This window comes from Pseudomonas sp. UBA6699 (assembly GCF_002454615.1).
Taxonomy (GTDB): domain Bacteria; phylum Pseudomonadota; class Gammaproteobacteria; order Pseudomonadales; family Pseudomonadaceae; genus Aquipseudomonas; species Aquipseudomonas juntendi.
This window is the reverse complement of sequence record NZ_DKJF01000061.1, coordinates 1-23,488: the sequence shown is the minus strand read 5'-3', so window position 1 is coordinate 23,488 and position 23,488 is coordinate 1. Positions and strand designations below refer to the sequence as shown.

Genomic DNA, 23,488 nt, shown 5'->3' with positions numbered 1-23,488 from the left:
CTTGCCGGCGATTGGGCCGCACAGCGGCCCCGGCATGCTCAATGGTTGACGGTATGCGCCAGCATCACCGACAACTGGCACAGCGGCCGCCCGCTTTCGGCGTGCCACTGGTTGAACACCTGCTGCACCAGCGCCAGGTCGCGCTGGCTGGTCGGCTGCTTGTCGATCACTTTTTGGGCAATCAGCGCCGCCGCCATGTCCTCGGTCGGGACAAAGGTATCCTTGCCAACCATGCGCAAGAACCGTGGCGCCGACAAACCGCCGAGCTGGTTGCCATGCTTGGCCAGGTACTTCCACAGCCCGACAATGTCGGTCACCGGCCAGTCGGCAATGAACGCGCCAAAACTGCCATGCACCTTGGCGATGTCCAGCACCATCTGTGCATTGCGTGGCACGCTCTTGAGTTTGCCCAGGTGGCGGATGATGCGCTGATCCTGCATCAGCCGCTCCAGGTGTTCGGCGCCCATCAACACCACTTTTTCCGGGTCGAAGCCGAAAAACACCTGCTCGAAGGCCGGCCACTTGGCATCCACCAGGCTGTGCTTAAGGCCAGCGCGAAATACACGCAGGGCCAAGGTCGACAAGTAGCGGTCGTCGCTGATCTGGCGCAGTTGCGCCGGCGTGCGCGGCTGCGGCAGGAAGGCTTCCAGCGCCTGGGCAGAGCCGAAGCGGTTCAGGCAGTACTCATGCAGCCACTGATAATCGCGCATAGGCCTAGATGTTCACCACGTCCAGGAAGCGCGGCGCCGCGTTTTCATCGATCTTCAGGCTGGTGAAGTCGAACAGGTTGCGGTCGGCCAGCTGCGACGGCGCCACGTTCTGCAATGCACGGAAAATGCTCTCGGTACGGCCCGGGTGCTTGCGCTCCCACTCCACCAGCATGTCCTTGACCACCTGGCGCTGCAGGTTTTCCTGCGAGCCGCACAGGTTGCACGGGATGATCGGGAAGGCCTTCATGTCCGAGTAGGCCTGGATATCCTTCTCGCTGCAGTAGGCCAACGGGCGGATCACCACGTTGCGGCCATCGTCGGCACGCAGCTTCGGCGGCATGCCCTTGAGCGCGCCGTTGAAGAACATGTTGAGGAAGAAGGTTTCGACGATGTCGTCGCGGTGGTGCCCCAGCGCCATCTTGGTCGCACCGATTTCGTCGGCGAAGGTGTACAGCGTGCCGCGGCGCAGGCGCGAGCACAGCGAGCAGGTGGTCTTGCCCTCGGGCACCAGCTCCTTGACCACCGAGTAGGTGTCCTTCTCGACGATGTGGTACTCGACCCCCAGCGCCTTCAGGTACGCCGGCAGCACGTGCTCGGGGAACCCTGGTTGCTTCTGGTCCATGTTCACCGCAACGATCTCGAAGGTGATCGGCGCCACCTTCTGCAGGTGCAACAGAACATCGAGCATGGTGTAGCTGTCCTTGCCGCCGGACAGGCAGACCATGACCTTGTCGCCATCCTCGATCATGTTGTAGTCGGTGATGGCTTCGCCAGCGAGACGACGCAGGCGTTTTTGCAGTTTGTTCTGGTTGACCGAGAGGGTGCCCATAGCGCTTGAATCCGCGAGGTGTGACAAAAGGCGGCTATTTTACGCACAAACGCGCGCGTGCTGTAGGCATTCCGACAAAGACTTCAATGTAATCAACGGGGCGGGCGACAGCGCAATTTGCTCTAAAAAGCACGGTTTGTGCGGGTAACCGCTTCCTATACTGCGACATAAGGCCACATTACCGCTTGCTTCGGTGTTCGGCCTCGGGCCGCTTGCGCTCCATTTGGGGGCGTTTGGCAACATTGAGAGGAGTGACGGCATGATTCATCACGTTGTGGGGCTGTTTACCCATCCCGACCAGGAATGGCGGGAAATCCGTGGCGAAGAAGAATCCATCAGCCACATGTACCTGACGCACACCCTGATCCTTGCGGCGATCCCCGCAGTGTCCGCGTTCATCGGCACCACCCAGGTCGGCTGGGTGATCGGCGACCGGCCAGCCGTGATGCTGACCATGGAGAGTGCCCTGTGGATGAGCATCATGTCATACCTGGCGATGCTGGCAGGCGTGGCGGTAATGGGCGCGTTCATCCACTGGATGGCCCGCACCTACGATGCCAACCCATCCATGGCCCAGTGCATAGCCTTCGCCACCTATACGGCCACCCCATTGTTCATCGGCGGCCTGGCGGCGCTGTACCCGCACTTGTGGCTGGGCATGCTGATCGGCACCGCGGCGGTCTGTTACACGGTGTACCTGCTGTACGTCGGCTTGCCGACCTTCATGAACATACCCGCTGACGAAGGCTTCCTGTTCTCCAGCTCGGTGCTGGCGGTGGGCCTGGTAGTGCTGGTGGCGATCATGGCCGCCACGGTGATCATCTGGGGACTGGGCGTGGGGCCGGTCTACACCAACTAGAACAGACTCGACCAACACCGGGGCATCAACCAGGGGCCGCCGCAAGGCGGCCCTTGGCTGAGCGCTGACCGGTGGCTCGGCACATGGCCCGAGGTTGCGGCATAATGATCGGGTCAGGAGAACCACCCCGCCATGCCCGAGCTGCTCAAGCAACGCGTCGAAACCTGTTACCAGCAAGCCGAAACCTTCTTCAAACGCCAGTTCCCGCGCCCGGAAATCAGCTTCAAGCTGCGCGGGCAAAAAGCCGGCGTCGCCCACCTGCACGAGAACCTGCTGCGTTTCAACCTGCAGTTGTACCGTGACAATCAGGAGGACTTTCTGCGCCAGACGGTCGCGCACGAAGTGGCGCACCTGGTGGCCCACCAATTGTTCGGTGACCGCATCCAGGCCCATGGCGAGGAATGGCAACTGATCATGCGCGGCGTATACGAACTGCCGCCAAACCGCTGCCATAACTACGAGGTGCAACGGCGCGTGGTGACCCGTTACATCTACCGCTGCCCTTGCCCGCAGAGTGACTTCCCGTTTACCGCCCAGCGGCACAAGCTGGTACGCCAGGGCCGCCGTTACCTGTGCAAGCGTTGCCGGGAGATTCTGGTGTACAGCGGCGAGACCCGGGTTGAATAGGCCGGAACAGCCAATGGATAAATGCCTGTCAGTTAAGTAATTTGGGGCCGCTTTGCGACCCTTCGCGGGCACGCCCGCTCCCACTCGTTTGGCGCTGAAATCAAGAAATGCGCGATCACTTGTGGGAGCGGGCGTGCCCGCGAAGGGCTGCAAAGCAGCCCCAGTAACGCTTAACTGACAGGCATTAACCCGAGGGTCGCCTTCTTCGTACCTACCTGCGCCTTATTTCTCGACGAAGGCACGCTCGATCAGGTAGTCGCCCGGCTCGCGCATGCGCGGGGAGATCTTCAGGCCGAAGCTGTCCAGCACTTCGCTGGTCTCGTCGAGCATGCTCGGGCTACCGCAGATCATCGCACGGTCGTCCTGCGGGTTGATCGGCGGCAGGCCGATGTCGCTGAACAGCTTGCCGCTGCGCATCAGGTCGGTCAGGCGGCCCTGGTTCTCGAACGGCTCGCGAGTCACGGTCGGGTAGTAGATCAGTTTTTCGCGCACCGCCTCACCGAAGAACTCGTTCTGTGGCAGGTGCTCGGTGATGAATTCGCGGTAGGCCACTTCGTTCACGTAACGCACGCCGTGCACCAGGATCACTTTTTCGAAGCGCTCGTAGGTTTCCGGGTCCTGGATGACGCTCATGAACGGCGCCAGGCCAGTGCCGGTGCTCAGCAGGTACAGGTGCTTGCCTGGGTTCAGGTCGTCCAGTACCAGCGTGCCGGTAGGCTTCTTGCTGATGATGATCTCATCGCCTTCCTTCAGGTGCTGCAACTGCGAAGTCAGCGGGCCGTCCGGCACCTTGATGCTGAAGAACTCCAGGTGCTCTTCCCAGTTCGGCGAGGCGATGGAGTAGGCACGCATGAGCGGGCGGCCGCTTTCCTGCTGCAGGCCGATCATCACGAACTGACCGTTCTCGAAGCGCAGCCCCGGGTCGCGGGTGCACTTGAAGCTGAACAGGGTGTCGTTCCAGTGGTGCACACTGAGGACACGTTCGTGGTTCATGTTGCTCATCGATGGGGCTCCTGAAGAAAAACGCAGCGCGTGCAGCACGCATAGTTGCGCGATAGTTTAGGGGCAGCGACAATATCTGTTAACTGGATTATCAAGATATGTGTTATCGGTTATATCGATATGCGATTTACACTTCGTCAACTGCAAGTCTTCGTCGCGGTAGCCCAGCACCAGAGCGTCTCTCGCGCCGCTAGCCTGCTGGCCTTGTCGCAATCGGCCGCCAGCACCTCCATCACCGAACTGGAGCGGCAATCGAGCTGCCAACTGTTCGACCGCGCCGGCAAACGCCTGGCCCTCAACGCCCTCGGCCACCAGTTGTTGCCGCAGGCGGTCGCGCTGCTCGACCAGGCCAAGGAAATCGAAGACCTGCTCAATGGCAAGTCCGGTTTCGGCTCACTGGCGGTCGGCGCCACGCTCACCATTGGCAACTACCTGGCCACCCTGTTGATCGGCAGCTACATGCAGACCCACCCTGAGAGCCAGGTGAAGCTGCATGTCCAGAACACCGTGCATATCGTGCAGCAGGTTGCTCATTACGAAATTGATCTGGGTCTGATCGAAGGTGACTGCAACCACCCCGACCTGGAGGTCCAGCCTTGGGTGGAGGACGAACTGGTGGTGTTCTGCGCGCCCCAGCACCCGCTGGCCAAGCTGGGCCGTGCCGATATCGAAAGCCTGTCGCAGGAAGCGTGGATCCTGCGCGAACAAGGCTCGGGGACGCGCCTGACCTTCGACCAGGCCATGCGCCACCACCGCGCCAACCTCAACATCCGCCTGGAACTGGAGCACACCGAGGCGATCAAGCGTGCAGTGGAATCGGGGTTGGGTATCGGCTGCATTTCACGCCTGGCCCTGCGGGACGCCTTTCGCCGTGGCAGCCTGGTACCGGTGGAAACCCCGGAGCTGGACCTGATGCGCCAGTTCTACTTCATCTGGCACAAGCAGAAGTACCAGACGTCGGCCATGCGCGAATTTCTGGAGCTCTGCCGCAACTTCACCGCGGGCTTCACCCGCAGCGACGAAATCGTGTTGCCGCCGATCGCTTAAAGCAGGATCACCCCCCACACCAGCGCCACCATGCTCAGCGCCACCAGCTGTGCGGCGCTGCCCATGTCCTTGGCGTTTTTCGACAGCGGGTGGCGCTCCAGCGAAATGCGATCGATAGCAGCCTCGATCGCAGAGTTGAATAGCTCGACAATCAACCCCAGCAGGCACACGGCGATCATGATCGCTCGCTCTGCACGGCTGACCGGCAGCCAGAACGCCACCGGGATCAGCAGCACGTTGAGCAGCACCAGTTGGCGGAATGCCGCCTCGCCCTTGAAGGCCGCGCGCAGGCCGTCCAGCGAATAGCCAGCGGCGTTGAAGATACGTTTGAGGCCGGTCTGGCCTTTGAATGGCGATGTCATGTGAGTCATTTCACAACAGAAGGCCGGCAGGCTAGACCGGCTCAGGTCAAAAAAGCGTGAAGCCGCACGCGTCAGTGGCTGGCAACTGATTCAAGTTGTTGCAACAGCAGCGCAGCCTGGGTGCGGGTGCGCACCCCCAGTTTACGGAAAATCGCCGTGACGTGGGCCTTGATGGTGGCCTCCGAGACATTCAGCTCATAGGCAATCTGCTTGTTCAGCAGGCCTTCGCAGACCATGGTCAGCACCCGGAACTGCTGCGGCGTGAGGCTGGCCAGGCCTTCACTGGCGGCCTTGGCCTCGGCCGAAACATCGACCTTCTCGAACGCCTGCGGCGGCCACCAGACTTCGCCGTCGAGCACTTTGCGCACCGCATCCTGGATCACTTCCAGCGGGCTGGACTTGGGAATGAAGCCACTGGCGCCAAACTCGCGGGACTTGACCACCACGGCGGCCTCCTCCTGCGCCGAAACCATCACCACGGGAATTTGCGGGTATTGCCCGCGCAGCAGCACCAGCCCGGAAAAACCGTAGGCACCCGGCATGTTCAGGTCGAGGAGCACGAGGTCCCAGTCGGCTTTTTCGCTCAACCGCACCTCCAGCTCGGCAATGCTCGCGACCTCGACCAGGCGAACGTCCGGGCCAAGGCCGAGGGTAACGGCCTGGCGCAGGGCGCCGCGAAACAGCGGGTGGTCATCGGCAATCAGGATTTCGTAAGTGGCCATCGATCTAAGGATCCTGTTCTGTCCCGGGCACTGGGGGTTGCCAAGTGCCCGACGGGGAATCGGCGCCAAGGATGCCGAGCACGGTCAAGGGTGGTCAAGCCAACCGCCTTGCCGCCTCGCCCACCCTGGCTGCCAGCCCTGTCATTATGAACCAAAGCCGGGTGGGTGCCCCTTGGACTATAGGAAGGTATGCAAACGCTGATGGGTCTCGTCCTGCTCGTCCAGCGGCAGGCGCCGCTTGCCACTGAGGTAATGCAGGCTGAATACATCCAGGTAGGCATCCAGTGCCTGCGACGCCAGGCTATCGCCGGCCAGCTCCAGGCACATGGCTGCAACTTCTGCGGTGCAGAAGTGATCATCGCGCTTGGAACGGCGCAGGCGGTAGCGTGACATCTGTTCGGCCTGCAGGCTCAACACCGGGAACCGGTCCAGGTAGGGGCTTTTGCGGAACATCTTGCGCGCCTCGGTCCAAGTGGCATCCAGCAGGATGAACAGCGGGCGCTTGCCCGGCTCACGCACCACCTCGCTGACCACCCGCTGCGGGGCGACGAACTCACCTGGGAAAACGATATAGGGCTGCCAGTGCGGGTCGTCGAGCAGGGCCAGCAGGCGCTCGTCAACCGAGGTGCGCAGCCAGCCGAACGCCGAGGTATCTTCGATCAGGTCGGCAATCAGCCAGCCGGTATTGGTGGGTTTCAGTGGCTCGGTGTCGTGCATCAGCAGACACATGCCGGCGTCGGCCTGCACGCGGGGCTTCCAGGCGCACAGGCAATGGCTGGCAATGACCCGGCAATCCGGGCAACGCTCGGCCCGCGACCCTCGGGCAATGAAAGGCTTGTTGCTGCGGGCCAGGCGCTCGGCACGCAGGCGCGCTACCGCATGGCTCATGCCGGCAGGCCTGTGGAAAGATGGGAAATGGGCACAAGGATGGCTCTGGGAAAACAAGGGCGCCAGTTTACCAGAATCCTTATAATCGGGCTTTCCCGTACCCTTGGGCTACCGCCAGCCCAGGGTTGACGGAACGCCGTCGACCCGCGCATGTCAAAGCGCCAGTCATCGAACCAGGAGATACCCATGCTGCGCCTTATCGCCCCCGCCCTGAGCCTGATGCTCGCCCTGCCCCTGGCAGCCCAGGCGGCTTCCAAACAGGACTACGACCTGAACAAGATGCTGGAAAAGGTCGCCAAAGAGAGCAGCGTCGGCACCCCACGTGCCATCAATGAAGACATCCTCGACCAGGGTTACACCGTGGAAGGCAAGGCGCTGGTCAACCACCTCAGCGTGCGCCAGAGCCACGCCGAGCGCATGCAGGCCAACCCTGCACAGGTGCGCAGCCAATTGGGCGACAGCGTGTGCCGCAACAACGGCTTCCGCAACCTGATGTCCAAGGGCGCGGTGATGGTTTACCGGTTCACCGTCTACAAAACCAACCAGCCGATCATGGACCAGGCCTTCGACAATGCCAGCTGCGTAGCCGGCAACAAGAAGAAGTAAACGCCGCGCCCAGGCTAGACCTGGTTTTCCTCCCGTGCGCGCCAGTGCCCCTCGGCAGCTTCGGCGCGCATCTCGGCCAATAGCGCCTGCACGTAGCGCGACTGGCATTCCAGGCCTGCGAGCCGGCGCTGGCACTCGGCCTCCAGGCTTAGGTGATGTACCTGGGCGGCACGTTCCAATTGCTGGTAGAGCTGCAGGTCCACTTCGATGACCAAGCGATGCATACCGCCACCTCCCGCATCGATACGTTTCGCTTTACCAGTTAACCAAACCCCTGCCGCCATTGGCCACGTGCCGACGGGTGGCGCTGGCAATACCCCCGGCACGATCGGCCGCCACGGTCTAGATTGAGGTTTAGAGGTATTGGTGCAGAAGGAGACGTTGCATGCCTTACCAATCGAACGAATCGCTGTTCAGCCACTTCCAGGACAACCATATCGACCTGAGCCACATCGACGCCCAATTGCAACTGGTTGCACCCGACAGCCCTAACCTGCCGCTGTACCGTGACATGATGCTGACCATCCTGCGCATGGCCCACGATGACAGTGACCGCTGGAGCGCCAAGATCACCCTGCAGGCCTTGCGCGAACTGGACCAGTCGTTCCGCACCCTGCAGCGCTACAAGGGCCGCCGCAAGGTGACCGTGTTCGGCTCGGCGCGTACGCCGCTGGAACACCCGATGTATGCACTGGCCCGTGAACTGGGCGCTACCCTGGCGCGCTCGGACCTGATGGTCATCACCGGCGCAGGCGGCGGCATCATGGCTGCAGCCCACGAAGGCGCCGGCAGCGCCCACAGCCTGGGCTTCAACATCACCCTGCCTTTTGAACAGCATGCCAACCCTACGGTGGACGGCACCGACAAGCTGCTGCCTTTCCACTTCTTCTTCATCCGCAAACTGTTCTTCGTCAAGGAGGCCGACGCCCTGGTGCTGTGCCCGGGCGGCTTCGGCACCCTCGATGAGGCGCTGGAAGTGCTGACCCTGATCCAGACCGGCAAAAGCCCGCTGGTCCCCGTGGTATTGCTGGACTCACCGGGCGGTAGCTTCTGGCGTGATTGCCTGGGCTTCATCAGCCGCCAACTGGAGGACAACCATTACATTCTGCCCAGCGACCTGAAGCTGGTGCGCCTGGTGCACAGTGCCGAGGAGGCGGTGGAGGAAATCAACCAGTTCTACCGCAACTATCACTCCAGCCGCTGGTTGAACAGCCAGTTCGTGATCCGCATGCATCACGCCCTGAGCGAGGCGGCGCTGTCTGACATCGAGGAAGGCTTTGCTGACCTGCGCCTGAGCGGCAAGTACCACCAGCAAGCAGACAGCAGCGCCGAACATGAGTTGGGGGACTACAGCCACCTGACCCGTTTGTCGTTCGCCTTCAATGGCCGAAACCAAGGGCGCCTGCGCGAACTGGTGGACTTCATCAACCTGCCGGAGAACTGGGCCAAGCCACAGCCCATGCATACCACGCAGCGGGCCAGGGAGGCGTTGAAGGCCAGCTGATCAGGCACTAGGGGCAGCGCGCTGAAGAGTACCTGCGTTGCCGATGTTCGCGGCTGAGGCCGCTGCTACGGGGATTGTTGCGAGGTCTGCGGCGGCTAGTAATCGTCGAGGTCTCGCCCGCTGAGCAAGCGGCCGATCATGTCCATGGTGAAGCCCCGATAGGCGAGAAAACGGGTTTGCTGGGCGCGGCTGCGCGGGTCCTGCGGGCGTTGCCCGGCGAACTTGCGCTGCCATACATCCCGCATGCGTTCGGCCCAATCCACGCCGCTTTCACGCAGCGCCTGCTCAATGTCGGCGCGCAGCAAACCACGCTGCCCCAGCTCTTCACGAATACGTGCTGGGCCATAGCCAGATCCGGAACGGTAACGAATGAAGCTCTCGAGATAACGGGCTTCACTCAGCAGACCCTCTTCGGTGAGCCGGTCGAGCTCTGGCTCGATCAGCTCATCGGAGGCACCGCGCTGACGCAACTTGCGCGTCAGCTCGACGCGACCATGCTCACGTCGCGCAAGCAGGTCCATGGCTGTCCGCCGAATGGCGACGGGGGTGTCGAGTACGGCGGACATGTTCAGCTATAAACCACGCGATCAATAACCGGCTTCAGCGTCGGCCATGTCGTCGGCACCCGCTTCGACAGCGGCAGCTTTACCGGCTGCGGCTACAGCGCCAGCGTTCAGCAGCTTCTCACGGATCTGCCTCTCGATCTCTGTACCGATAGCCGGGTTTTCCGCCAGGTACTTGGCCGCGTTGGCTTTACCTTGGCCAATCTTGTTGCCCTGGTAGGCATACCAGGCACCGGACTTCTCGACCAGGCCTTGGGCAACGCCCAAGTCGATGATCTCACCGTTACGGTAGATACCCTTGCCGTAGAGGATCTGGAACTCGGCCTGACGGAACGGAGGCGAGACCTTGTTCTTGACGATCTTGACGCGGGTTTCGCTGCCGACCACCTCGTCGCCTTCCTTGACAGCGCCGGTGCGGCGGATGTCCAGACGCACAGAGGCGTAGAACTTCAGGGCGTTACCACCGGTGGTGGTTTCCGGGCTACCGAACATGACGCCGATCTTCATGCGGATCTGGTTGATGAAGATGACCAGGCAGTTGGCGTTCTTGATGTTACCGGTGATCTTGCGCAGCGCCTGGGACATCAGGCGAGCCTGAAGGCCCACGTGCATGTCGCCCATTTCGCCTTCGATCTCGGCCTTGGGTACCAGCGCGGCCACCGAGTCGACGATGATCACGTCAACTGCGTTGGAACGCACCAGCATGTCGGTGATTTCCAGGGCCTGCTCACCCGTGTCCGGCTGCGAGACCAGCAGGTCGTCGACATTGACGCCCAGCTTGCCGGCATATTCAGGGTCGAGTGCGTGCTCGGCGTCGACGAAGGCGCAGGTGGCGCCATTCTTCTGGGCTTCGGCGATGACCGACAGGGTCAGCGTGGTCTTACCCGACGATTCCGGACCGTAGATTTCGACGATACGGCCCTTTGGCAGACCACCAATGCCCAAGGCAATGTCCAGGCCCAGAGAGCCGGTAGAGATGGCCGGGATAGCCTGGCGCTCGTGGTCGCCCATGCGCATTACCGCGCCTTTACCGAATTGACGTTCGATCTGACCCAGGGCCGCAGCCAAGGCGCGCTTCTTGTTGTCGTCCATTGAAATCCTCACGTGTTCGACGGGCCCTGACGGCCGCAATACCTGTATAAGTAGCCAGTATTATTCCACAGGCTAGCGCTGGCGCAAACCCCTGTCTTCGAATTCCTCGCCAGCAAGCTGTAACAAGCCGTCTAACGCGGCGCTCACCGTCTGTCGGCGCACCGCTTCGCGGTCGCCGTCGAACTGCCGCCGCTGGCTGATCACCCGACTGCCGTCGCCCCAGGCCAGCCACACGGTACCCACGGGTTTGGCCGGCGAGCCGCCATCCGGCCCCGCCACCCCGCTTACCGCCACCGCAAAGCGCGCGCCGCTGGCCGCCTGGGCGCCGCGGACCATGGCCTCGACCACCTCCTGGCTGACCGCCCCCACCTGCCCGAACAGCGCCTCGGGCACCCCCAGCTGGCGGGTTTTCTGGGCGTTGGAGTACGTCACGTAACCGGCCTCGAACCAGGCGGAGCTACCGGGGATGCGTGTGATGGCTTGCGCGATGCCGCCACCCGTGCAGGACTCGGCAGTGGTCACTTGGGCATCCAAACGGCGCAGATGTTCACCCAAACGGGCGGCAAGCAGGGTGATCGGGTCCATGTCGGGCTCCTCCAGGGCGGCCCTCTACCCTACCACCCTGCCGGCAACCTGGCTCAGGAAACCTGCAGCACCGCAGCGGCCTGCGGCGGCCGCCGGCCAGTGTTCCGTGCGTGCCTGCATCTCGCGAAAAAAGCCTGTACCATTGCCGGTTTACCGCCAACCAGATCACCCGCTGTAAGGCCCTGAATGTCTGATCTCTCCGCACACACCCCGATGATGCAACAGTACTGGAAGCTGAAGAATCAGCACCCGGAGCAGTTGATGTTCTACCGCATGGGCGACTTCTACGAGATCTTCTACGAAGATGCGAAAAAAGCCGCCAAACTGCTGGACATCACGCTGACCGCGCGCGGCCAGTCGGCCGGCCAGTCCATCCCCATGTGCGGGATTCCGTTCCATTCGCTGGAAGGTTACCTGGCCAAGCTGGTCAAACTGGGCGAATCGGTGGTGATCTGCGAGCAGATCGGCGACCCGGCGACCAGCAAGGGCCCGGTCGAGCGCCAGGTGGTGCGCATCATCACCCCCGGCACGGTCAGCGATGAAGCCCTGCTCGACGAACGCCGCGACAACCTGATTGCCGCGCTGCTCGGTGACGAGCGCCTGTTCGGCCTGGCCGTACTGGACATCACCAGCGGTAACTTCAGCGTGCAGGAGATCAAGGGCTGGGAAAACCTGCTGGCCGAACTCGAGCGCCTGAACCCGGTCGAGCTGCTGATCCCCGACGACTGGCCACGCGACCTGCCCGCCGAGAAGCGCCCGGGCGCGCGGCGCCGTGCACCGTGGGACTTCGACCGCGACTCAGCGCGCAAGGCCTTGTGCCAGCAGTTCGCAACCAAGGACCTGAAGGGCTTCGGCTGCGACAAGCTGACCCTGGCCATCGGTGCCGCTGGCTGCCTGCTGACCTACGCCAAGGAAACCCAGCGCACGGCGCTGCCGCACCTGCGCAGCCTGCGCCATGAGCGCCTGGACGATACGGTCATCCTCGATGGCGCCAGCCGGCGCAACCTGGAACTGGACATCAACCTGGCCGGCGGGCGCGACAATACCCTGCAATCGGTGGTCGACCGCTGCCAGACGGCCATGGCCAGCCGCCTGCTGAGCCGCTGGCTGAACCGCCCGCTGCGCGACCTCAAGGTGCTCCAGGCACGCCAGGACTCGATTCGCTGCCTGCTCGACGGCTACCGTTTCGAAAAGCTGCAGCCACAGCTGAAAGAAATTGGCGACATCGAGCGCATCCTGGCGCGTATCGGCCTGCGTAACGCCCGCCCGCGTGACCTGGCCCGGCTGCGCGACGCTCTGGGCGCGCTGCCCGAGTTGCAGAACGCCATGACCGAGCTCGAAGCGCCGCACCTGGCACGCCTGGCTGCGATCACCGGTACCTACCCCGAGCTGGCCAGCCTGCTGGAACGGGCGATCATCGACAACCCGCCGGCGGTCATCCGCGATGGGGGCGTGCTCAAGGCCGGTTACGACAACGAACTGGACGACCTGCTGGCCATCAGCGAAAACGCCGGGCAGTTCCTGATCGACCTCGAAGCCCGCGAAAAGGCGCGCACCGGCCTGGCCAACCTGAAGGTCGGCTACAACCGGGTGCACGGCTACTTCATCGAGCTGCCGACCAAGCAGGCCGAACAGGCCCCCGGCGACTACATTCGTCGCCAGACCCTCAAAGGTGCCGAACGCTTCATCACGCCGGAGCTGAAGGCCTTCGAGGACAAGGCATTGTCGGCCAAGAGCCGCGCCCTGGCCCGCGAGAAGATGCTCTACGACGCCCTGCTGGAGACCCTGATCAGCCACCTGGCGCCGCTGCAGGACAGCGCTGCCGCCCTGGCCGAACTGGACGTACTCAGCAACCTGGCCGAGCGCGCGCTGAACCTCGACCTGAACTGCCCACGCTTTGTCGACGAGCCCTGCCTGCGGATCGAGCAAGGCCGTCACCCGGTCGTCGAGCAGGTCCTGACCACGCCGTTCGTGGCCAACGACCTGGGCCTGGACAACAACACGCGCATGCTGATCATCACCGGCCCGAACATGGGCGGTAAGTCCACCTACATGCGCCAGACCGCCCTGATCGTGCTGCTGGCCCACATCGGTTGTTTCGTACCGGCCGCCAGCTGCGAGCTGTCGCTGGTCGACCGCATCTTCACCCGTATCGGCTCCAGTGACGACCTGGCCGGCGGGCGCTCGACATTCATGGTCGAGATGAGCGAAACCGCCAACATCCTGCACAATGCCACTGACCGCAGCCTGGTGCTGATGGACGAAGTGGGCCGGGGCACCAGCACCTTCGACGGCCTGTCGCTGGCCTGGGCCGCCGCCGAGCGGCTGGCCGAACTGCGCGCTTACACGCTGTTCGCCACCCACTATTTCGAACTCACCGTGCTGCCGGAAAGCGAGCCACTGGTGGCCAACGTGCACCTGAACGCCACCGAGCACAACGAACGCATCGTGTTCCTGCACCACGTACTGCCTGGGCCTGCCAGCCAGAGCTACGGCCTGGCGGTGGCACAACTGGCGGGCGTGCCGGCCGTGGTGATCCAACGTGCCCGCGAACACCTTGGCCGGCTGGAAACCACCAGCCTGCCCCATGAGCAGCCTGTGGCCCAAAAGGCCAAGGACGCGCCGCAGGTGCCGCACCAGAGCGACCTGTTCGCCAGCCTGCCACACCCGGCCATTGAAAAGCTGGGCAAACTGCAGCTGGACGACATGACCCCGCGCCAAGCTATCGAAATGCTATATCAACTAAAGAACCTGTTATAACGGCGCCCATTACAAGCTGGTAGAATCCGCCGCGGTTTGCTGGTGCTGCAGGTTATTAGCCTGGCCTGCAGCCACATGCCCGTAAACCGCGCGGCCCCGAGAGGAAGGGCCGCCGCCGTCGCCTGAGGAGAGAATTAAAAATGACCTTCGTTGTCACCGACAACTGCATCAAATGCAAATACACCGACTGCGTGGAAGTCTGTCCGGTGGACTGCTTCTACGAAGGCCCGAACTTCCTGGTTATCCACCCGGACGAGTGCATCGACTGCGCCCTGTGCGAGCCGGAGTGCCCAGCGCAAGCGATTTTCTCGGAAGACGAAGTGCCCGCGGGCATGGAGAACTTCATCGAGCTGAACGCCGAGTTGGCGGAAATCTGGCCGAACATTACCGAGCGTAAGGATGCCCTGCCAGACGCCGAAGAGTGGGATGGCAAGACTGGCAAGATTGCCGACCTGGAGCGCTGATAGCGCTGAAATGCCAAAAGGCCCTGCGGGGCCTTTTTTTGTGCCGGCAAAACTGCGGACAAAAAAAGGGGCGGTTTGACCCGCCCACATTTTTTTCCGTAGTCCCTGCTTGTCCCAAACATCATCCTGATGAAATCGCGTCTTGCGATGTCCTTGGCCTTCATCCTGAAAGCCTGTGCATGTCCCTGTGCACAGTTCGAATACTAGCGGGTTCAACAGCGTGGGCAAGCGCCGGAGTTTGCCGGATATTGCCGGGGAAATATTTACTCACTTGAAGATAACCCTTGTTTTTCAACAGGTTATGAAAAACCAATATCTGAAAACGACATTGATTTACTGCCGCTCGCTAAAATGGCTTACAGCACGAGTAAGCAAAGGCTTACAGCAGGTGTTAGCGGGGTAGCGCAATACATATTTGACAGGTTTCTTGCCGGGCAGTTCTGAGGCAGCTTTCGCTGTGCTTCAGCGCACAAACAAAAACGCCCCGAGGTTATCGGGGCGTTCGTGAGCGACTGCTTTGGCTACTGGAACAAAGACTCGCTGGACAAACCGTTCTTCTCCAGGATCTCGCGCAGGCGCTTCAGGCCTTCTACCTGAATCTGCCGCACCCGTTCGCGGGTCAGGCCAATCTCCAGCCCAACATCCTCCAGGGTGCTGCTTTCGTGCCCGCGCAGCCCGAAGCGGCGTACCACCACCTCACGCTGCTTGTCGGTCAACTCGCCCAGCCACTGGTCGATACTCTGCGACAGGTCGTCGTCCTGCAGCAGTTCGCAGGGGTCGGTGGGACGGTCGTCGGTCAAGGTATCGAGCAGGGTCTTGTCCGAATCCGGGCCGAGCGAAACGTCTACCGACGACACCCGCTCGTTCAGGCCGAGCATGCGCTTGACCTCGGCAACGGGCTTTTCCAGCAAGGTGGCGATTTCTTCCGGCGAGGGTTCGTGGTCCAGCTTCTGCGTCAACTCGCGCGCAGCGCGCAGGTAGACGTTGAGCTCCTTGACCACGTGGATCGGCAGGCGGATGGTGCGGGTCTGGTTCATGATCGCCCGTTCGATGGTCTGGCGAATCCACCAGGTCGCATAGGTCGAAAAACGGAAACCGCGCTCCGGGTCGAACTTCTCCACCGCACGGATCAGGCCCAGGTTGCCTTCCTCGATCAGGTCGAGCAACGACAGGCCACGGTTGACGTAACGACGGGCAATTTTCACAACCAGGCGAAGGTTGCTTTCGATCATGCGCTTGCGGCCGGCAGGATCACCTTTTTGCGACAGACGCGCAAAATGGACTTCTTCTTCCGGCGACAGCAGTGGCGAGAAACCGATCTCGTTGAGGTACAGCTGGGTGGCGTCTAGCGCCCGGGTGTAATCGATATACTTGTGTTGCTTGAGCGAAGAGCCCGATTTGGCCCTCGTCCGAACCGAAGATACAGCAGGTTCGTCTGACACCACATCCGTTTCCAAAACGATGCCCGTCTCCATCAGGAGGACGTCATCGTCGATGTCAAACTCCGGCACTTCTTTACTGAGAGCCATTGTTATAGTCCTTTGCTGAGTTCGAACTCAGACTCGAGCGGCACCTTTATCCCTGGCAGCGCTTGAGCCTGTCCCCTCTACATCACAGGAACAGGCCGGGTACAACGGTCAACGACGTGGCAGGAACTGGAGCGGATCGACGGGTTTGCCCTGGCGGCGAATCTCGAAATGCAGCTTCACCCGATCAGTGCCCGTGGACCCCATTTCAGCAATCGACTGCCCTGCCTTGACCTGCTGCCCCTCCCGAACCAACAGCCTGCGGTTGTGACCGTAGGCACTGACGTAGGTATCGCTGTGCTTGATGATGATCAGCTCGCCGTAGCCCCTTAATCCACTCCCGGCGTAAACCACTGCACCATCAGACGCAGCAAAAACAGGCTGTCCCAAATCACCGGCGATATCAATGCCTTTATTCAAACTACCGTTTGAAGCAAATTTTCCAATCAGCACCCCATTGGCGGGCCAGGTCCACCCCCCCACCGCGCGCTCTGCGGCAGGCACAGTGGCGACCACCGGCGCGCTAACGGTGCCAGCCGGGGTAGCGGGTTTGCTGGAACTGGCGGGCGCTGTGACAGGCCGCCGCGTGACCGTGGTGCGGCTTGAAGAGGACGGGCCGGACACCACTGTAGTGCTGCTGCCGGAGCCGCTGCTGAAACGAATGGCCTGGCCCGGGCGGATGGTGTAAGGCGGCGCGATACCATTACGGGCCGCCAGCTCCTTGTAATCCCAGCCATAACGGAAGGCGATGGAGAACAGGGTATCGCCAGGCTTGACGACGTATTGCCCGGAGGTCACCGTCGGGCGCTTGGGCGCACTGCTGTTGCGGTCGACCACGCGCGCGCTGTTGCTGCCGGTGCTCGAGCAACCCACCAGTAGCGTGCCCATGGCCAATGCGATCACCAGAAGCTTGAAGCCCGAACCGTCCTTGCGCTGCCGAATGACTGTGTGACCCACCCGCGCTCCCCTCATGGTGCCGAAAAACGATATGAAGACAAGAAATGCAATATTGTTGCAATTATAACCAAGCGAGCCGGGATTGGCAGGCCGCCGCCAGGCTGTAGCGCAGCGTTACTGCAAGCGATGCGTTTACGCCACGCCCGCCTGATAGACAGGGCGGCGCCGCGAGAATTCGCCGCCCACGCAAAAATACCCCGGGCCGCGCACCAGTGCTGCTCAGGCCAGCGGCCCGTTCAGCAACGGGACAAAACGCACCGCACCGAGTACGCGACGCGAGAAGCCATGCTCTTCGCGGACGATCAGCATCAATTGCTGCGCTTCGCCCGCAGGCCCTACCGGTATGACCAGCCGGCCACCGGGTGCCAGTTGGTCAAGCAGCGCCTGGGGCACTTCCGGTGCCACGGCAGTGACGATGATGCCGTTGTACGGTGCCAGCGCCGGCCAGCCCTCGCAACCGTCGCCCCAGCGGAACACCACGTTGCGCAGGTTCAGCTCCAGTAAACGCTCCTTGGCACGGTCTTGCAGCACCTTGATGCGCTCCACCGAGAATACCCGCTCGACCAACTGCGCCAGCACCGCCGTCTGGTAGCCGGACCCGGTGCCGATCTCCAGCACCTTGTCCAGCGGCCCGGCTTCAAGCAGCAACTCGCTCATGTGGGCAACCATGAATGGCTGCGAGATGGTCTGGTTGTGGCCGATTGGCAGTGCGGTGTCTTCGTAGGCGCGGTGCGCCAGCGCTTCGTCGACGAACAGGTGGCGCGGGGTGCGGCGGATCACGTCGAGCACCTGGGTGTTCGAGACGCCCTCTTCGCACAGGCGCTGGATCAGCCGCTCCCGGGTCCGTTGGGAGGTCATGCCGATGCCCCGCCGCAGCATATCGTCCTCGCGCATCAGAGCAGGCCCTCCAGCCAACCATCGAGCTGCTCGAAGGCATCACTGAAGGTGCGGTCGAGTTGCAGCGGGGTGATCGACACGTAACCCTGCATCACCGCATGGAAGTCGGTGCCTGGGCCGCCGTCCTCGGCATCGCCGGCAACGGCGATCCAGTAGCCTTCCTTGCCGCGCGGGTTGACCACCTTCGTTGGCGCGGCAGCCCGCGCGCGGTGCCCCAGGCGGGTCAGCTGGATGCCGCGGATGTGCGCCAACGGCAGGTTGGGAATGTTGACGTTGAGCACGGTACGCGGGGGCAGTGCCAGGCGCGACTGCGCCTCGACCAGGCGCCGGGCGATATGCGCAGCGGTCGGCAGGTTGTCGGGCTGGCGCGAGAGCAGCGAGAACGCCAGCGACGTCCCCCCGAGAAAGCGCCCCTCCAGCGCCGCGGCGACCGTACCCGAATACAGTACGTCGTCCCCCAGGTTGGCACCCAGGTTGATCCCCGACACCACCATGTCCGGGGTGTACGGCAACAGCCCGTTGAGCCCCAGGTGCACGCAGTCGGTCGGCGTACCGTTGAGGCTGATGAAGCCGTTGGCCAAGGTCTGCGGGTGCAGGGGCCGGTCCAGCGTCAGCGAACTGCTGGCGCCGCTCTTGTCTTGCTCTGGGGCAATTACCGCGCACTCGGCGTAATCCGCCAGCGCAGCGTGCAGCGCGGCGATCCCGGGTGCGGTAACACCGTCGTCGTTCGAAATCAGAATACGCATGGGCTGTCCGTCTGCCCTGCCGACACCAGATCCACGACTTCACGCACCACCACGGTGGCGAAGCATCCGGCCGGCAGGACGAATTCCAGTTGCAGGATATCAGGCTCGGGATAATGCCACGTAAGGCCGCCAATAGGGAGCCGCAGAATACGCCGTTCGTGATCCATGCCCGCCAGGGCCAGCCACTGGCACAGCGCCGGTTGCTGGTCGCCTACGGCATTTTCCAGCTGCGCGGGCGCGGCGGCGGCGGGCGAACCGCCCGCGCCCCACATCGGGCCAGTCGGGTGCAGGTCGAGAATGGCCAGGCGCGGGTCGGTACATTCCGCTTCACCTGCAGGGAAAAAACTGCGGCTGTCGGTGAACGCCAGCAGATCGCCGACCTGAGCCCGGTTCCAGCTGCCGTCGGCGACACGCGCCGCCAGCACCTGGTTGAACAGGTAGCTGCGTCCGGCCGACAGCAGCCGTGAGCGCGTGTTGCGTTGCTCGGGCAAGGCCTTGCGCGCCGCCCACTCCAGGGCGTCATGGACATTGCCACCGCCGTGACCGAAGCGTTGGCTGCCGAAATAGTTGGGCACGCCGTGTTGCTTGAGCAGTTGCAGCCGCGCATCCAGCGCCTGGTGATCGGCGTTCAGCGCGGTCAGGCGCAAGGTGAAGCCGTTGGCCGAATGCGCACCACGCTGCAGCTTGCGCTGGTGGCGCACCTGCTTGAGCACGCGCAGGGTGGCATCTTCGGCGCGTGACAGGTCCGGGTCGGCCTTGCCTGGCAGGTGCAGGCTGAACCACTGGCGGGTCAGCGCCTGGCGGTCCTTCAGCCCGGCATAGCTGATGCTGCGCACCGGCACGCCTGCGGCGCGGGCCAGGCGGCGGGCGGCTTCTTCGGTATTGAGGTCACGCTTTTCGACCCACAACCACAGGTGCTCGCCCTGGCCCGACAACGGGATATCCAACACCTCGTCGACCTGGAAGTCCTCGGCCACTGCCTTGAGCACGGCGGTGCCCAATACTTCGCCCGATGCACGCGGGCCCAGCAGTTGCAGTTCCGTCATGCTGGCAGCAGCAGGGCAACCGAATGCACGGCAATGCCCTCCTCGCGGCCGCAGAAACCGAGTTTTTCGGTGGTAGTGGCCTTGACGTTGACCTGGTCGAGTTCGACTTGCAGATCTTCGGCGATCAACTGCCGCATGGTGTTAACGTGCGGGGCCATTTTCGGCGCCTGGGCGACGATGGTGGCGTCGACGTTGCCGACCTTCCAGCCCTTGGCGTGGACGATGCCCACCACGTGCCGCAACAGCACGCGGCTGTCGGCACCCTTGAACTGTGGGTCGGTGTCGGGGAAGTGCTTGCCGATGTCACCCAGCGCTGCAGCGCCAAGCAAGGCATCGCTCAGGGCGTGCAGCAGCACGTCGCCGTCGGAATGGGCCAGCAGGCCGAATGTGTGCGGGATACGCACCCCGCCCAAGGTAATGAAATCACCGTCGCAGAAACGATGCACATCGTAGCCGTGGCCAATACGCATAAGAAAACGCCCTGAATGAGTCAGGGCGTGATTCTACCTGCTTTGGCTGCCATTGGGGCTGGAGGTGATCGCCTCAAGATTTTTAGCGCCCATGCGATCGAGCGCCGCCCGCGCGGCGCTCGATCTCACAGCCCCCGAAAAAGCAAAGCCCTACACCCGCCCCAGCGCCACCGCATGGTGGCGCAGGTGCTCTTCGATGAAGCTGGCAATGAAGTAGTAGCTGTGGTCATAGCCTGGCTGCAGGCGCAGGGTCAGCTCGTGGCCACCCTTGCGTGCTGCCTGCTCCAGCGCTTCAGGTTTGAGCTGCTTTTCGAGGAAGTCGTCACGGTCGCCCTGGTCCACCAGCAACGGTGGGCACTCGCCAGCGGCCGTCTCGGCCAGCAGTACGCTGGCATCCCACTCACGCCAGCGCGCGCGGTCGTCACCCAGGTAGCGGCTGAAGGCTTTCTCGCCCCACGGGCAATCCATGGGGTTGCTGATCGGCGAAAACGCCGACACCGAGCGATAACGCCCCGGGTTGCGCAAAGCGCACACCAGCGCACCGTGCCCACCCATGGAATGGCCGCTGATGCTGCGCTCGGCCGAGGCCGGGAAATGCGCCTCGATCAACGCCGGCAGCTCCTCTACCACATAGTCATGCATGCGGTAGTGCTTGGCCCAAGGCTGCTGGGTGGCATTGAGGTAGAAGCCGGCCCCCAGGCCAAAGTCCCAGGCGCCGTCCGGGTCGCCAGGCACCTGCTCGCCACGCGGGCTGGTGTCCGGCGCAACGATGATCAACCCCAGTTCGGCAGCCAGGCGCTGGGCGCCGGCCTTCTGCATGAAGTTTTCGTCGGTACAGGTCAGGCCGCTCAGCCAGTACAGCACCGGCAGCTTGGCACCCTGCTCGGCCTGTGGCGGCAGGTACACGGCGAACACCATGTCGCAACCCAGCACGCTGGAATGGTGCCGGTAGCGCTTGTGCCAGCCGCCGAAGCTTTTCTGGCAAGAGATGTTATCCAGGCTCATGGCGCACCTCAGAAGTGGATGACGCTGCGAATGCTCTTGCCTTCATGCATCAGGTCGAAGGCCTTGTTGATGTCTTCCAGGCCCATGGTGTGGGTGATGAACGTATCCAGCGGAATCTCGCCTTTCTCGGACATTTCCACGTAGCTCGGCAACTCGCTGCGGCCACGCACGCCACCGAACGCAGAGCCACGCCAGACCCGGCCGGTCACCAGCTGGAACGGCCGGGTAGCGATTTCCTGGCCGGCACCGGCCACGCCGATGATCACCGACTCGCCCCACCCTTTGTGGCAGCATTCCAGGGCAGCACGCATCAGTTGCACGTTACCGATACATTCGAAGGAGAAGTCCACGCCACCGTCGGTCAGGTCGACAATCACTTCCTGGATCGGGCGGTCGTAGTCTTTCGGGTTGATGCAGTCGGTGGCGCCCAGTTGACGGGCGATCTCGAACTTGGCCGGGTTGATGTCGATGGCGATGATGCGCGAGGCCTTGGCCTTCACCGCACCGATCACTGCCGACAGGCCGATGCCGCCGAGGCCGAAGATGGCCACGGTGTCACCCGGCTTGACCTTGGCGGTGTTGAGCACGGCACCGATACCGGTAGTCACGCCGCAGCCCAGCAGGCAGACCTTTTCCAGAGGGGCTTCTTTCTGGATCTTGGCCACCGAGATTTCCGGCAACACCGTGTACTCGGAGAAGGTCGAGGTGCCCATGTAGTGGAACAGTTGCTGGCCTTTGTAGGAGAAGCGCGTGGTGCCGTCCGGCATCAGGCCCTTGCCTTGGGTAGCACGGATCGCCTGGCACAGGTTGGTCTTGCCCGACAGGCAGAACTTGCACTTGCCGCATTCCGGGGTGTACAGCGGGATCACGTGGTCGCCCACGGCCAGCGAGGTCACGCCCTCGCCTACGGCTTCGACGATCGCACCGCCTTCATGGCCAAGAATGGATGGGAAGATGCCCTCCGGGTCGGCACCCGACAGGGTGTAGGCGTCGGTGTGGCAGACACCGCTGGCGACCACGCGCAGCAGCACTTCACCGGCCTTGGGCATGGCCACGTCGACTTCGACGATTTCCAGGGGTTTCTTGGCTTCGAAGGCTACAGCAGCACGGGACTTGATCATCGAGTGTCTCCAGACAGGGTGTCGGTTCAGATCACCAGTGTAATTCACTGACTTTTGATGAATAATCCAGGCAAAGACAAAACATTATTGCTGTGCAGGGATAATCATGAACAACCGCTGGGAAGGCATCGATGAATTCGTGGCTGTCGCCGAATCGGGGCAGTTCACGGCTGCCGCCGAGCGCCTGGGGGTTTCGTCGTCACACATCAGCCGGCAGATCGCCCGGCTGGAAGAACGCTTGCAGACCCGCCTGCTGTACCGCAGTACCCGCCGCGTGACCTTGAGTGAAGCCGGGCAGACCTTTCTGCAGCATTGCCAGCGCCTGCAGGATGGCCGTGAAGAAGCCCTGCGCGCCATGGGTGACCTGGCCAGCGAGCCCAAGGGCCTGCTGCGCATGACCTGCGCGGTGGCCTATGGCGAGCGCTTCATCGTGCCGTTGGTCACACGCTTCATGGCGTTGTACCCCCAGTTGCGCGTGGATGTGGAGTTGAACAACCACACCCTTGACCTGCTGCATGAAGGCATGGACCTGGCCATCCGCCTGGGCAGGCTGGCCGATTCGCGACTGGTGGCGACCCGCCTGGCGCCGCGGCGCATGTACCTGTGCGCATCGCCAGCCTATCTGGAGCGTTATGGCCGGCCGCACAGCCTGTCGGAACTGGCGCGGCACAATTGCCTGATCGGCAGCTCGGATGCGTGGGCACTGCAGCAGGACGGCCGCGAGATCAGCCAGCGGGTGCAGGGCAACTGGCGTTGCAACAGTGGTCAGGCGGTTCTGGATGCAGCCTTGCAAGGCATGGGCCTGTGCCAGTTGCCGGACTATTACGTGCTGGAGCACCTGCACAGCGGCGCACTGGTGTCGTTGCTGGAGGGGCACCAACCGCCCAATACCGCGGTTTGGGCGCTGTACCCGCAACAGCGGCACCTGTCGCCGAAGGTGCGGCGGTTGGTGGACTATCTAAAGGAAGGGTTGGCGGGGTTGCCGGAGTATCGCGGGGCCTGATTGCAAAGGGGTCCGCTGCGCGGCCCAATCGCCGGCAAGCCCGCTTGTATGGTTAGACTTGCAGGGAGGAGGAGGGACAAAGCCAGCTTCTGACTGT

General features: G+C 62.8%; 26 protein-coding genes. 8 read left to right on the top strand and 18 right to left on the bottom strand.

Annotated elements, in window-relative coordinates; translation table 11 throughout:
• Positions 1-38: 38 nt before the first annotated feature.
• Both B3361_RS12565 and ttcA read right to left on the bottom strand, forming a co-directional pair.
• Positions 39-710 (bottom strand): DNA-3-methyladenine glycosylase I, encoded by a 672-nt coding sequence (locus B3361_RS12565; RefSeq protein ID WP_029887431.1) that lies wholly within the window; start codon positions 708-710, stop codon positions 39-41.
• Positions 711-714: 4 nt separating this feature from the next.
• Positions 715-1,539: a tRNA 2-thiocytidine(32) synthetase TtcA gene (ttcA, locus tag B3361_RS12560; RefSeq protein WP_009686034.1), complete on the bottom strand. Its 825-nt coding sequence runs from the start codon at positions 1,537-1,539 to the stop codon at positions 715-717.
• Positions 1,540-1,798: 259 nt separating this feature from the next.
• On the opposite strand from ttcA, the gene B3361_RS12555 reads away from it, so the two are divergent.
• The gene (locus tag B3361_RS12555) at positions 1,799-2,398 is read left to right on the top strand and encodes a Yip1 family protein (RefSeq protein ID WP_009686035.1); all 600 of its coding nucleotides are present in this window, start codon (positions 1,799-1,801) and stop codon (positions 2,396-2,398) included.
• A gap of 132 nt (positions 2,399-2,530) precedes the next feature.
• Positions 2,531-3,025: a SprT family zinc-dependent metalloprotease gene (locus B3361_RS12550; protein ID WP_009686036.1), complete on the top strand. Its 495-nt coding sequence runs from the start codon at positions 2,531-2,533 to the stop codon at positions 3,023-3,025.
• A 222-nt stretch (positions 3,026-3,247) separates the two neighbouring features.
• Here B3361_RS12550 and fpr read toward each other — a convergent pair whose 3' ends face one another.
• On the bottom strand, positions 3,248-4,027 hold the full coding sequence (gene fpr / locus B3361_RS12545; protein WP_054890398.1) for a ferredoxin-NADP reductase: 780 nt from the start codon (positions 4,025-4,027) through the stop codon (positions 3,248-3,250).
• Between the two features lie 120 nt (positions 4,028-4,147).
• On the opposite strand from fpr, the gene finR reads away from it, so the two are divergent.
• The gene (gene finR, locus B3361_RS12540) at positions 4,148-5,074 is read left to right on the top strand and encodes a LysR family transcriptional regulator FinR (protein ID WP_009686039.1); all 927 of its coding nucleotides are present in this window, start codon (positions 4,148-4,150) and stop codon (positions 5,072-5,074) included.
• Here the strand turns inward: finR and B3361_RS12535 are convergent.
• From B3361_RS12535 to B3361_RS12525, 3 genes are all read right to left on the bottom strand, one after another.
• Positions 5,071-5,436 (bottom strand): diacylglycerol kinase, encoded by a 366-nt coding sequence (locus B3361_RS12535; protein ID WP_009686040.1) that lies wholly within the window; start codon positions 5,434-5,436, stop codon positions 5,071-5,073. The two genes, finR and B3361_RS12535, sit on opposite strands and share 4 nt — an antisense overlap.
• A 71-nt stretch (positions 5,437-5,507) precedes the next feature.
• Entirely contained in the window at positions 5,508-6,158 is a 651-nt protein-coding gene (erdR, locus tag B3361_RS12530) for a response regulator transcription factor ErdR (protein WP_009686041.1), read from the bottom strand.
• Positions 6,159-6,335: 177 nt separating this feature from the next.
• Entirely contained in the window at positions 6,336-7,046 is a 711-nt protein-coding gene (locus B3361_RS12525) for a tRNA-uridine aminocarboxypropyltransferase (RefSeq protein WP_009686042.1), read from the bottom strand.
• 186 nt (positions 7,047-7,232) lie between these two features.
• Between B3361_RS12525 and B3361_RS12520 the strand changes: the two genes are divergently transcribed.
• Positions 7,233-7,652, top strand: coding sequence for a quorum-sensing-regulated virulence factor family protein (locus B3361_RS12520; protein ID WP_009686043.1), 420 nt, complete (start codon positions 7,233-7,235; stop codon positions 7,650-7,652).
• A 14-nt stretch (positions 7,653-7,666) separates the two neighbouring features.
• On the opposite strand, the gene B3361_RS12515 is transcribed toward B3361_RS12520, so the two are convergent.
• Positions 7,667-7,876, bottom strand: coding sequence for a hypothetical protein (locus B3361_RS12515; protein ID WP_009686044.1), 210 nt, complete (start codon positions 7,874-7,876; stop codon positions 7,667-7,669).
• Positions 7,877-8,037: 161 nt separating this feature from the next.
• Between B3361_RS12515 and B3361_RS12510 the strand changes: the two genes are divergently transcribed.
• Positions 8,038-9,156, top strand: coding sequence for an LOG family protein (locus B3361_RS12510; RefSeq protein ID WP_029887663.1), 1,119 nt, complete (start codon positions 8,038-8,040; stop codon positions 9,154-9,156).
• A gap of 95 nt (positions 9,157-9,251) precedes the next feature.
• On the opposite strand, the gene recX is transcribed toward B3361_RS12510, so the two are convergent.
• The 3 genes from recX to B3361_RS12495 all read right to left on the bottom strand — a co-directional run bounded on the left by recX (position 9,252) and on the right by B3361_RS12495 (position 11,396).
• Entirely contained in the window at positions 9,252-9,722 is a 471-nt protein-coding gene (gene recX, locus B3361_RS12505) for a recombination regulator RecX (RefSeq protein ID WP_009686046.1), read from the bottom strand.
• A gap of 21 nt (positions 9,723-9,743) precedes the next feature.
• Complete coding sequence (recA, locus tag B3361_RS12500; RefSeq protein ID WP_009686047.1) at positions 9,744-10,811, bottom strand: recombinase RecA; 1,068 nt, start codon at positions 10,809-10,811, stop codon at positions 9,744-9,746.
• Positions 10,812-10,883: 72 nt separating this feature from the next.
• Entirely contained in the window at positions 10,884-11,396 is a 513-nt protein-coding gene (locus B3361_RS12495; protein WP_029887665.1) for a CinA family protein, read from the bottom strand.
• A gap of 186 nt (positions 11,397-11,582) precedes the next feature.
• On the opposite strand from B3361_RS12495, the gene mutS reads away from it, so the two are divergent.
• Both mutS and fdxA read left to right on the top strand, forming a co-directional pair.
• A complete protein-coding gene (gene mutS / locus B3361_RS12490) occupies positions 11,583-14,156 on the top strand; it encodes a DNA mismatch repair protein MutS (RefSeq protein WP_286920237.1) in 2,574 nt (857 codons plus the stop codon).
• 140 nt (positions 14,157-14,296) lie between these two features.
• Positions 14,297-14,620 (top strand): ferredoxin FdxA, encoded by a 324-nt coding sequence (gene fdxA, locus B3361_RS12485; protein WP_004375459.1) that lies wholly within the window; start codon positions 14,297-14,299, stop codon positions 14,618-14,620.
• 521 nt (positions 14,621-15,141) lie between these two features.
• Here fdxA and rpoS read toward each other — a convergent pair.
• The 8 genes from rpoS to B3361_RS12445 form a co-directional block, all read right to left on the bottom strand.
• The gene (gene rpoS / locus B3361_RS12480) at positions 15,142-16,149 is read right to left on the bottom strand and encodes an RNA polymerase sigma factor RpoS (RefSeq protein WP_009686059.1); all 1,008 of its coding nucleotides are present in this window, start codon (positions 16,147-16,149) and stop codon (positions 15,142-15,144) included.
• Positions 16,150-16,257: 108 nt separating this feature from the next.
• A complete protein-coding gene (locus B3361_RS12475; RefSeq protein WP_232893049.1) occupies positions 16,258-17,103 on the bottom strand; it encodes a peptidoglycan DD-metalloendopeptidase family protein in 846 nt (281 codons plus the stop codon).
• A 219-nt stretch (positions 17,104-17,322) separates the two neighbouring features.
• Complete coding sequence (locus tag B3361_RS12470) at positions 17,323-17,961, bottom strand: protein-L-isoaspartate(D-aspartate) O-methyltransferase (RefSeq protein ID WP_009686062.1); 639 nt, start codon at positions 17,959-17,961, stop codon at positions 17,323-17,325.
• A gap of 35 nt (positions 17,962-17,996) precedes the next feature.
• Complete coding sequence (gene surE, locus B3361_RS12465) at positions 17,997-18,746, bottom strand: 5'/3'-nucleotidase SurE (RefSeq protein ID WP_009686063.1); 750 nt, start codon at positions 18,744-18,746, stop codon at positions 17,997-17,999.
• Positions 18,734-19,792, bottom strand: coding sequence for a tRNA pseudouridine(13) synthase TruD (truD, locus tag B3361_RS12460; RefSeq protein WP_154211911.1), 1,059 nt, complete (start codon positions 19,790-19,792; stop codon positions 18,734-18,736). Before truD ends, surE begins: the two co-directional genes overlap by 13 nt.
• Positions 19,789-20,262, bottom strand: a complete 474-nt coding sequence (gene ispF, locus B3361_RS12455; protein WP_154211912.1) for a 2-C-methyl-D-erythritol 2,4-cyclodiphosphate synthase — start codon at positions 20,260-20,262, stop codon at positions 19,789-19,791. The genes truD and ispF overlap by 4 nt, the downstream gene beginning before the upstream one ends.
• 150 nt (positions 20,263-20,412) lie before the next feature.
• Complete coding sequence (gene fghA / locus B3361_RS12450) at positions 20,413-21,267, bottom strand: S-formylglutathione hydrolase (RefSeq protein WP_029887672.1); 855 nt, start codon at positions 21,265-21,267, stop codon at positions 20,413-20,415.
• Positions 21,268-21,275: 8 nt separating this feature from the next.
• Positions 21,276-22,388 (bottom strand): S-(hydroxymethyl)glutathione dehydrogenase/class III alcohol dehydrogenase, encoded by a 1,113-nt coding sequence (locus tag B3361_RS12445; RefSeq protein ID WP_009686067.1) that lies wholly within the window; start codon positions 22,386-22,388, stop codon positions 21,276-21,278.
• 106 nt (positions 22,389-22,494) lie between these two features.
• Between B3361_RS12445 and B3361_RS12440 the strand changes: the two genes are divergently transcribed.
• The gene (locus tag B3361_RS12440; RefSeq protein ID WP_029887673.1) at positions 22,495-23,391 is read left to right on the top strand and encodes a LysR substrate-binding domain-containing protein; all 897 of its coding nucleotides are present in this window, start codon (positions 22,495-22,497) and stop codon (positions 23,389-23,391) included.
• Positions 23,392-23,488: the final 97 nt, after the last annotated feature.

What these genes read in the sequence shown, in the direction of transcription:
- B3361_RS12565 (WP_029887431.1), bottom strand. Translation starts at nt 710, where the DNA reads ATGCGCGATTATCAGTGGCTGCATGAGTACTGCCTGAACCGCTTCGGC.
- ttcA (WP_009686034.1), bottom strand. Translation starts at nt 1,539, where the DNA reads ATGGGCACCCTCTCGGTCAACCAGAACAAACTGCAAAAACGCCTGCGT.
- B3361_RS12555 (WP_009686035.1), top strand. Translation starts at nt 1,799, where the DNA reads ATGATTCATCACGTTGTGGGGCTGTTTACCCATCCCGACCAGGAATGG.
- B3361_RS12550 (WP_009686036.1), top strand. Translation starts at nt 2,531, where the DNA reads ATGCCCGAGCTGCTCAAGCAACGCGTCGAAACCTGTTACCAGCAAGCC.
- fpr (WP_054890398.1), bottom strand. Translation starts at nt 4,027, where the DNA reads ATGAGCAACATGAACCACGAACGTGTCCTCAGTGTGCACCACTGGAAC.
- finR (WP_009686039.1), top strand. Translation starts at nt 4,148, where the DNA reads ATGCGATTTACACTTCGTCAACTGCAAGTCTTCGTCGCGGTAGCCCAG.
- B3361_RS12535 (WP_009686040.1), bottom strand. Translation starts at nt 5,436, where the DNA reads ATGACATCGCCATTCAAAGGCCAGACCGGCCTCAAACGTATCTTCAAC.
- erdR (WP_009686041.1), bottom strand. Translation starts at nt 6,158, where the DNA reads ATGGCCACTTACGAAATCCTGATTGCCGATGACCACCCGCTGTTTCGC.
- B3361_RS12525 (WP_009686042.1), bottom strand. Translation starts at nt 7,046, where the DNA reads ATGAGCCATGCGGTAGCGCGCCTGCGTGCCGAGCGCCTGGCCCGCAGC.
- B3361_RS12520 (WP_009686043.1), top strand. Translation starts at nt 7,233, where the DNA reads ATGCTGCGCCTTATCGCCCCCGCCCTGAGCCTGATGCTCGCCCTGCCC.
- B3361_RS12515 (WP_009686044.1), bottom strand. Translation starts at nt 7,876, where the DNA reads ATGCATCGCTTGGTCATCGAAGTGGACCTGCAGCTCTACCAGCAATTG.
- B3361_RS12510 (WP_029887663.1), top strand. Translation starts at nt 8,038, where the DNA reads ATGCCTTACCAATCGAACGAATCGCTGTTCAGCCACTTCCAGGACAAC.
- recX (WP_009686046.1), bottom strand. Translation starts at nt 9,722, where the DNA reads ATGTCCGCCGTACTCGACACCCCCGTCGCCATTCGGCGGACAGCCATG.
- recA (WP_009686047.1), bottom strand. Translation starts at nt 10,811, where the DNA reads ATGGACGACAACAAGAAGCGCGCCTTGGCTGCGGCCCTGGGTCAGATC.
- B3361_RS12495 (WP_029887665.1), bottom strand. Translation starts at nt 11,396, where the DNA reads ATGGACCCGATCACCCTGCTTGCCGCCCGTTTGGGTGAACATCTGCGC.
- mutS (WP_286920237.1), top strand. Translation starts at nt 11,583, where the DNA reads ATGTCTGATCTCTCCGCACACACCCCGATGATGCAACAGTACTGGAAG.
- fdxA (WP_004375459.1), top strand. Translation starts at nt 14,297, where the DNA reads ATGACCTTCGTTGTCACCGACAACTGCATCAAATGCAAATACACCGAC.
- rpoS (WP_009686059.1), bottom strand. Translation starts at nt 16,149, where the DNA reads ATGGCTCTCAGTAAAGAAGTGCCGGAGTTTGACATCGACGATGACGTC.
- B3361_RS12470 (WP_009686062.1), bottom strand. Translation starts at nt 17,961, where the DNA reads ATGACCTCCCAACGGACCCGGGAGCGGCTGATCCAGCGCCTGTGCGAA.
- surE (WP_009686063.1), bottom strand. Translation starts at nt 18,746, where the DNA reads ATGCGTATTCTGATTTCGAACGACGACGGTGTTACCGCACCCGGGATC.
- truD (WP_154211911.1), bottom strand. Translation starts at nt 19,792, where the DNA reads ATGACGGAACTGCAACTGCTGGGCCCGCGTGCATCGGGCGAAGTATTG.
- ispF (WP_154211912.1), bottom strand. Translation starts at nt 20,262, where the DNA reads ATGCGTATTGGCCACGGCTACGATGTGCATCGTTTCTGCGACGGTGAT.
- fghA (WP_029887672.1), bottom strand. Translation starts at nt 21,267, where the DNA reads ATGAGCCTGGATAACATCTCTTGCCAGAAAAGCTTCGGCGGCTGGCAC.
- B3361_RS12445 (WP_009686067.1), bottom strand. Translation starts at nt 22,388, where the DNA reads ATGATCAAGTCCCGTGCTGCTGTAGCCTTCGAAGCCAAGAAACCCCTG.
- B3361_RS12440 (WP_029887673.1), top strand. Translation starts at nt 22,495, where the DNA reads ATGAACAACCGCTGGGAAGGCATCGATGAATTCGTGGCTGTCGCCGAA.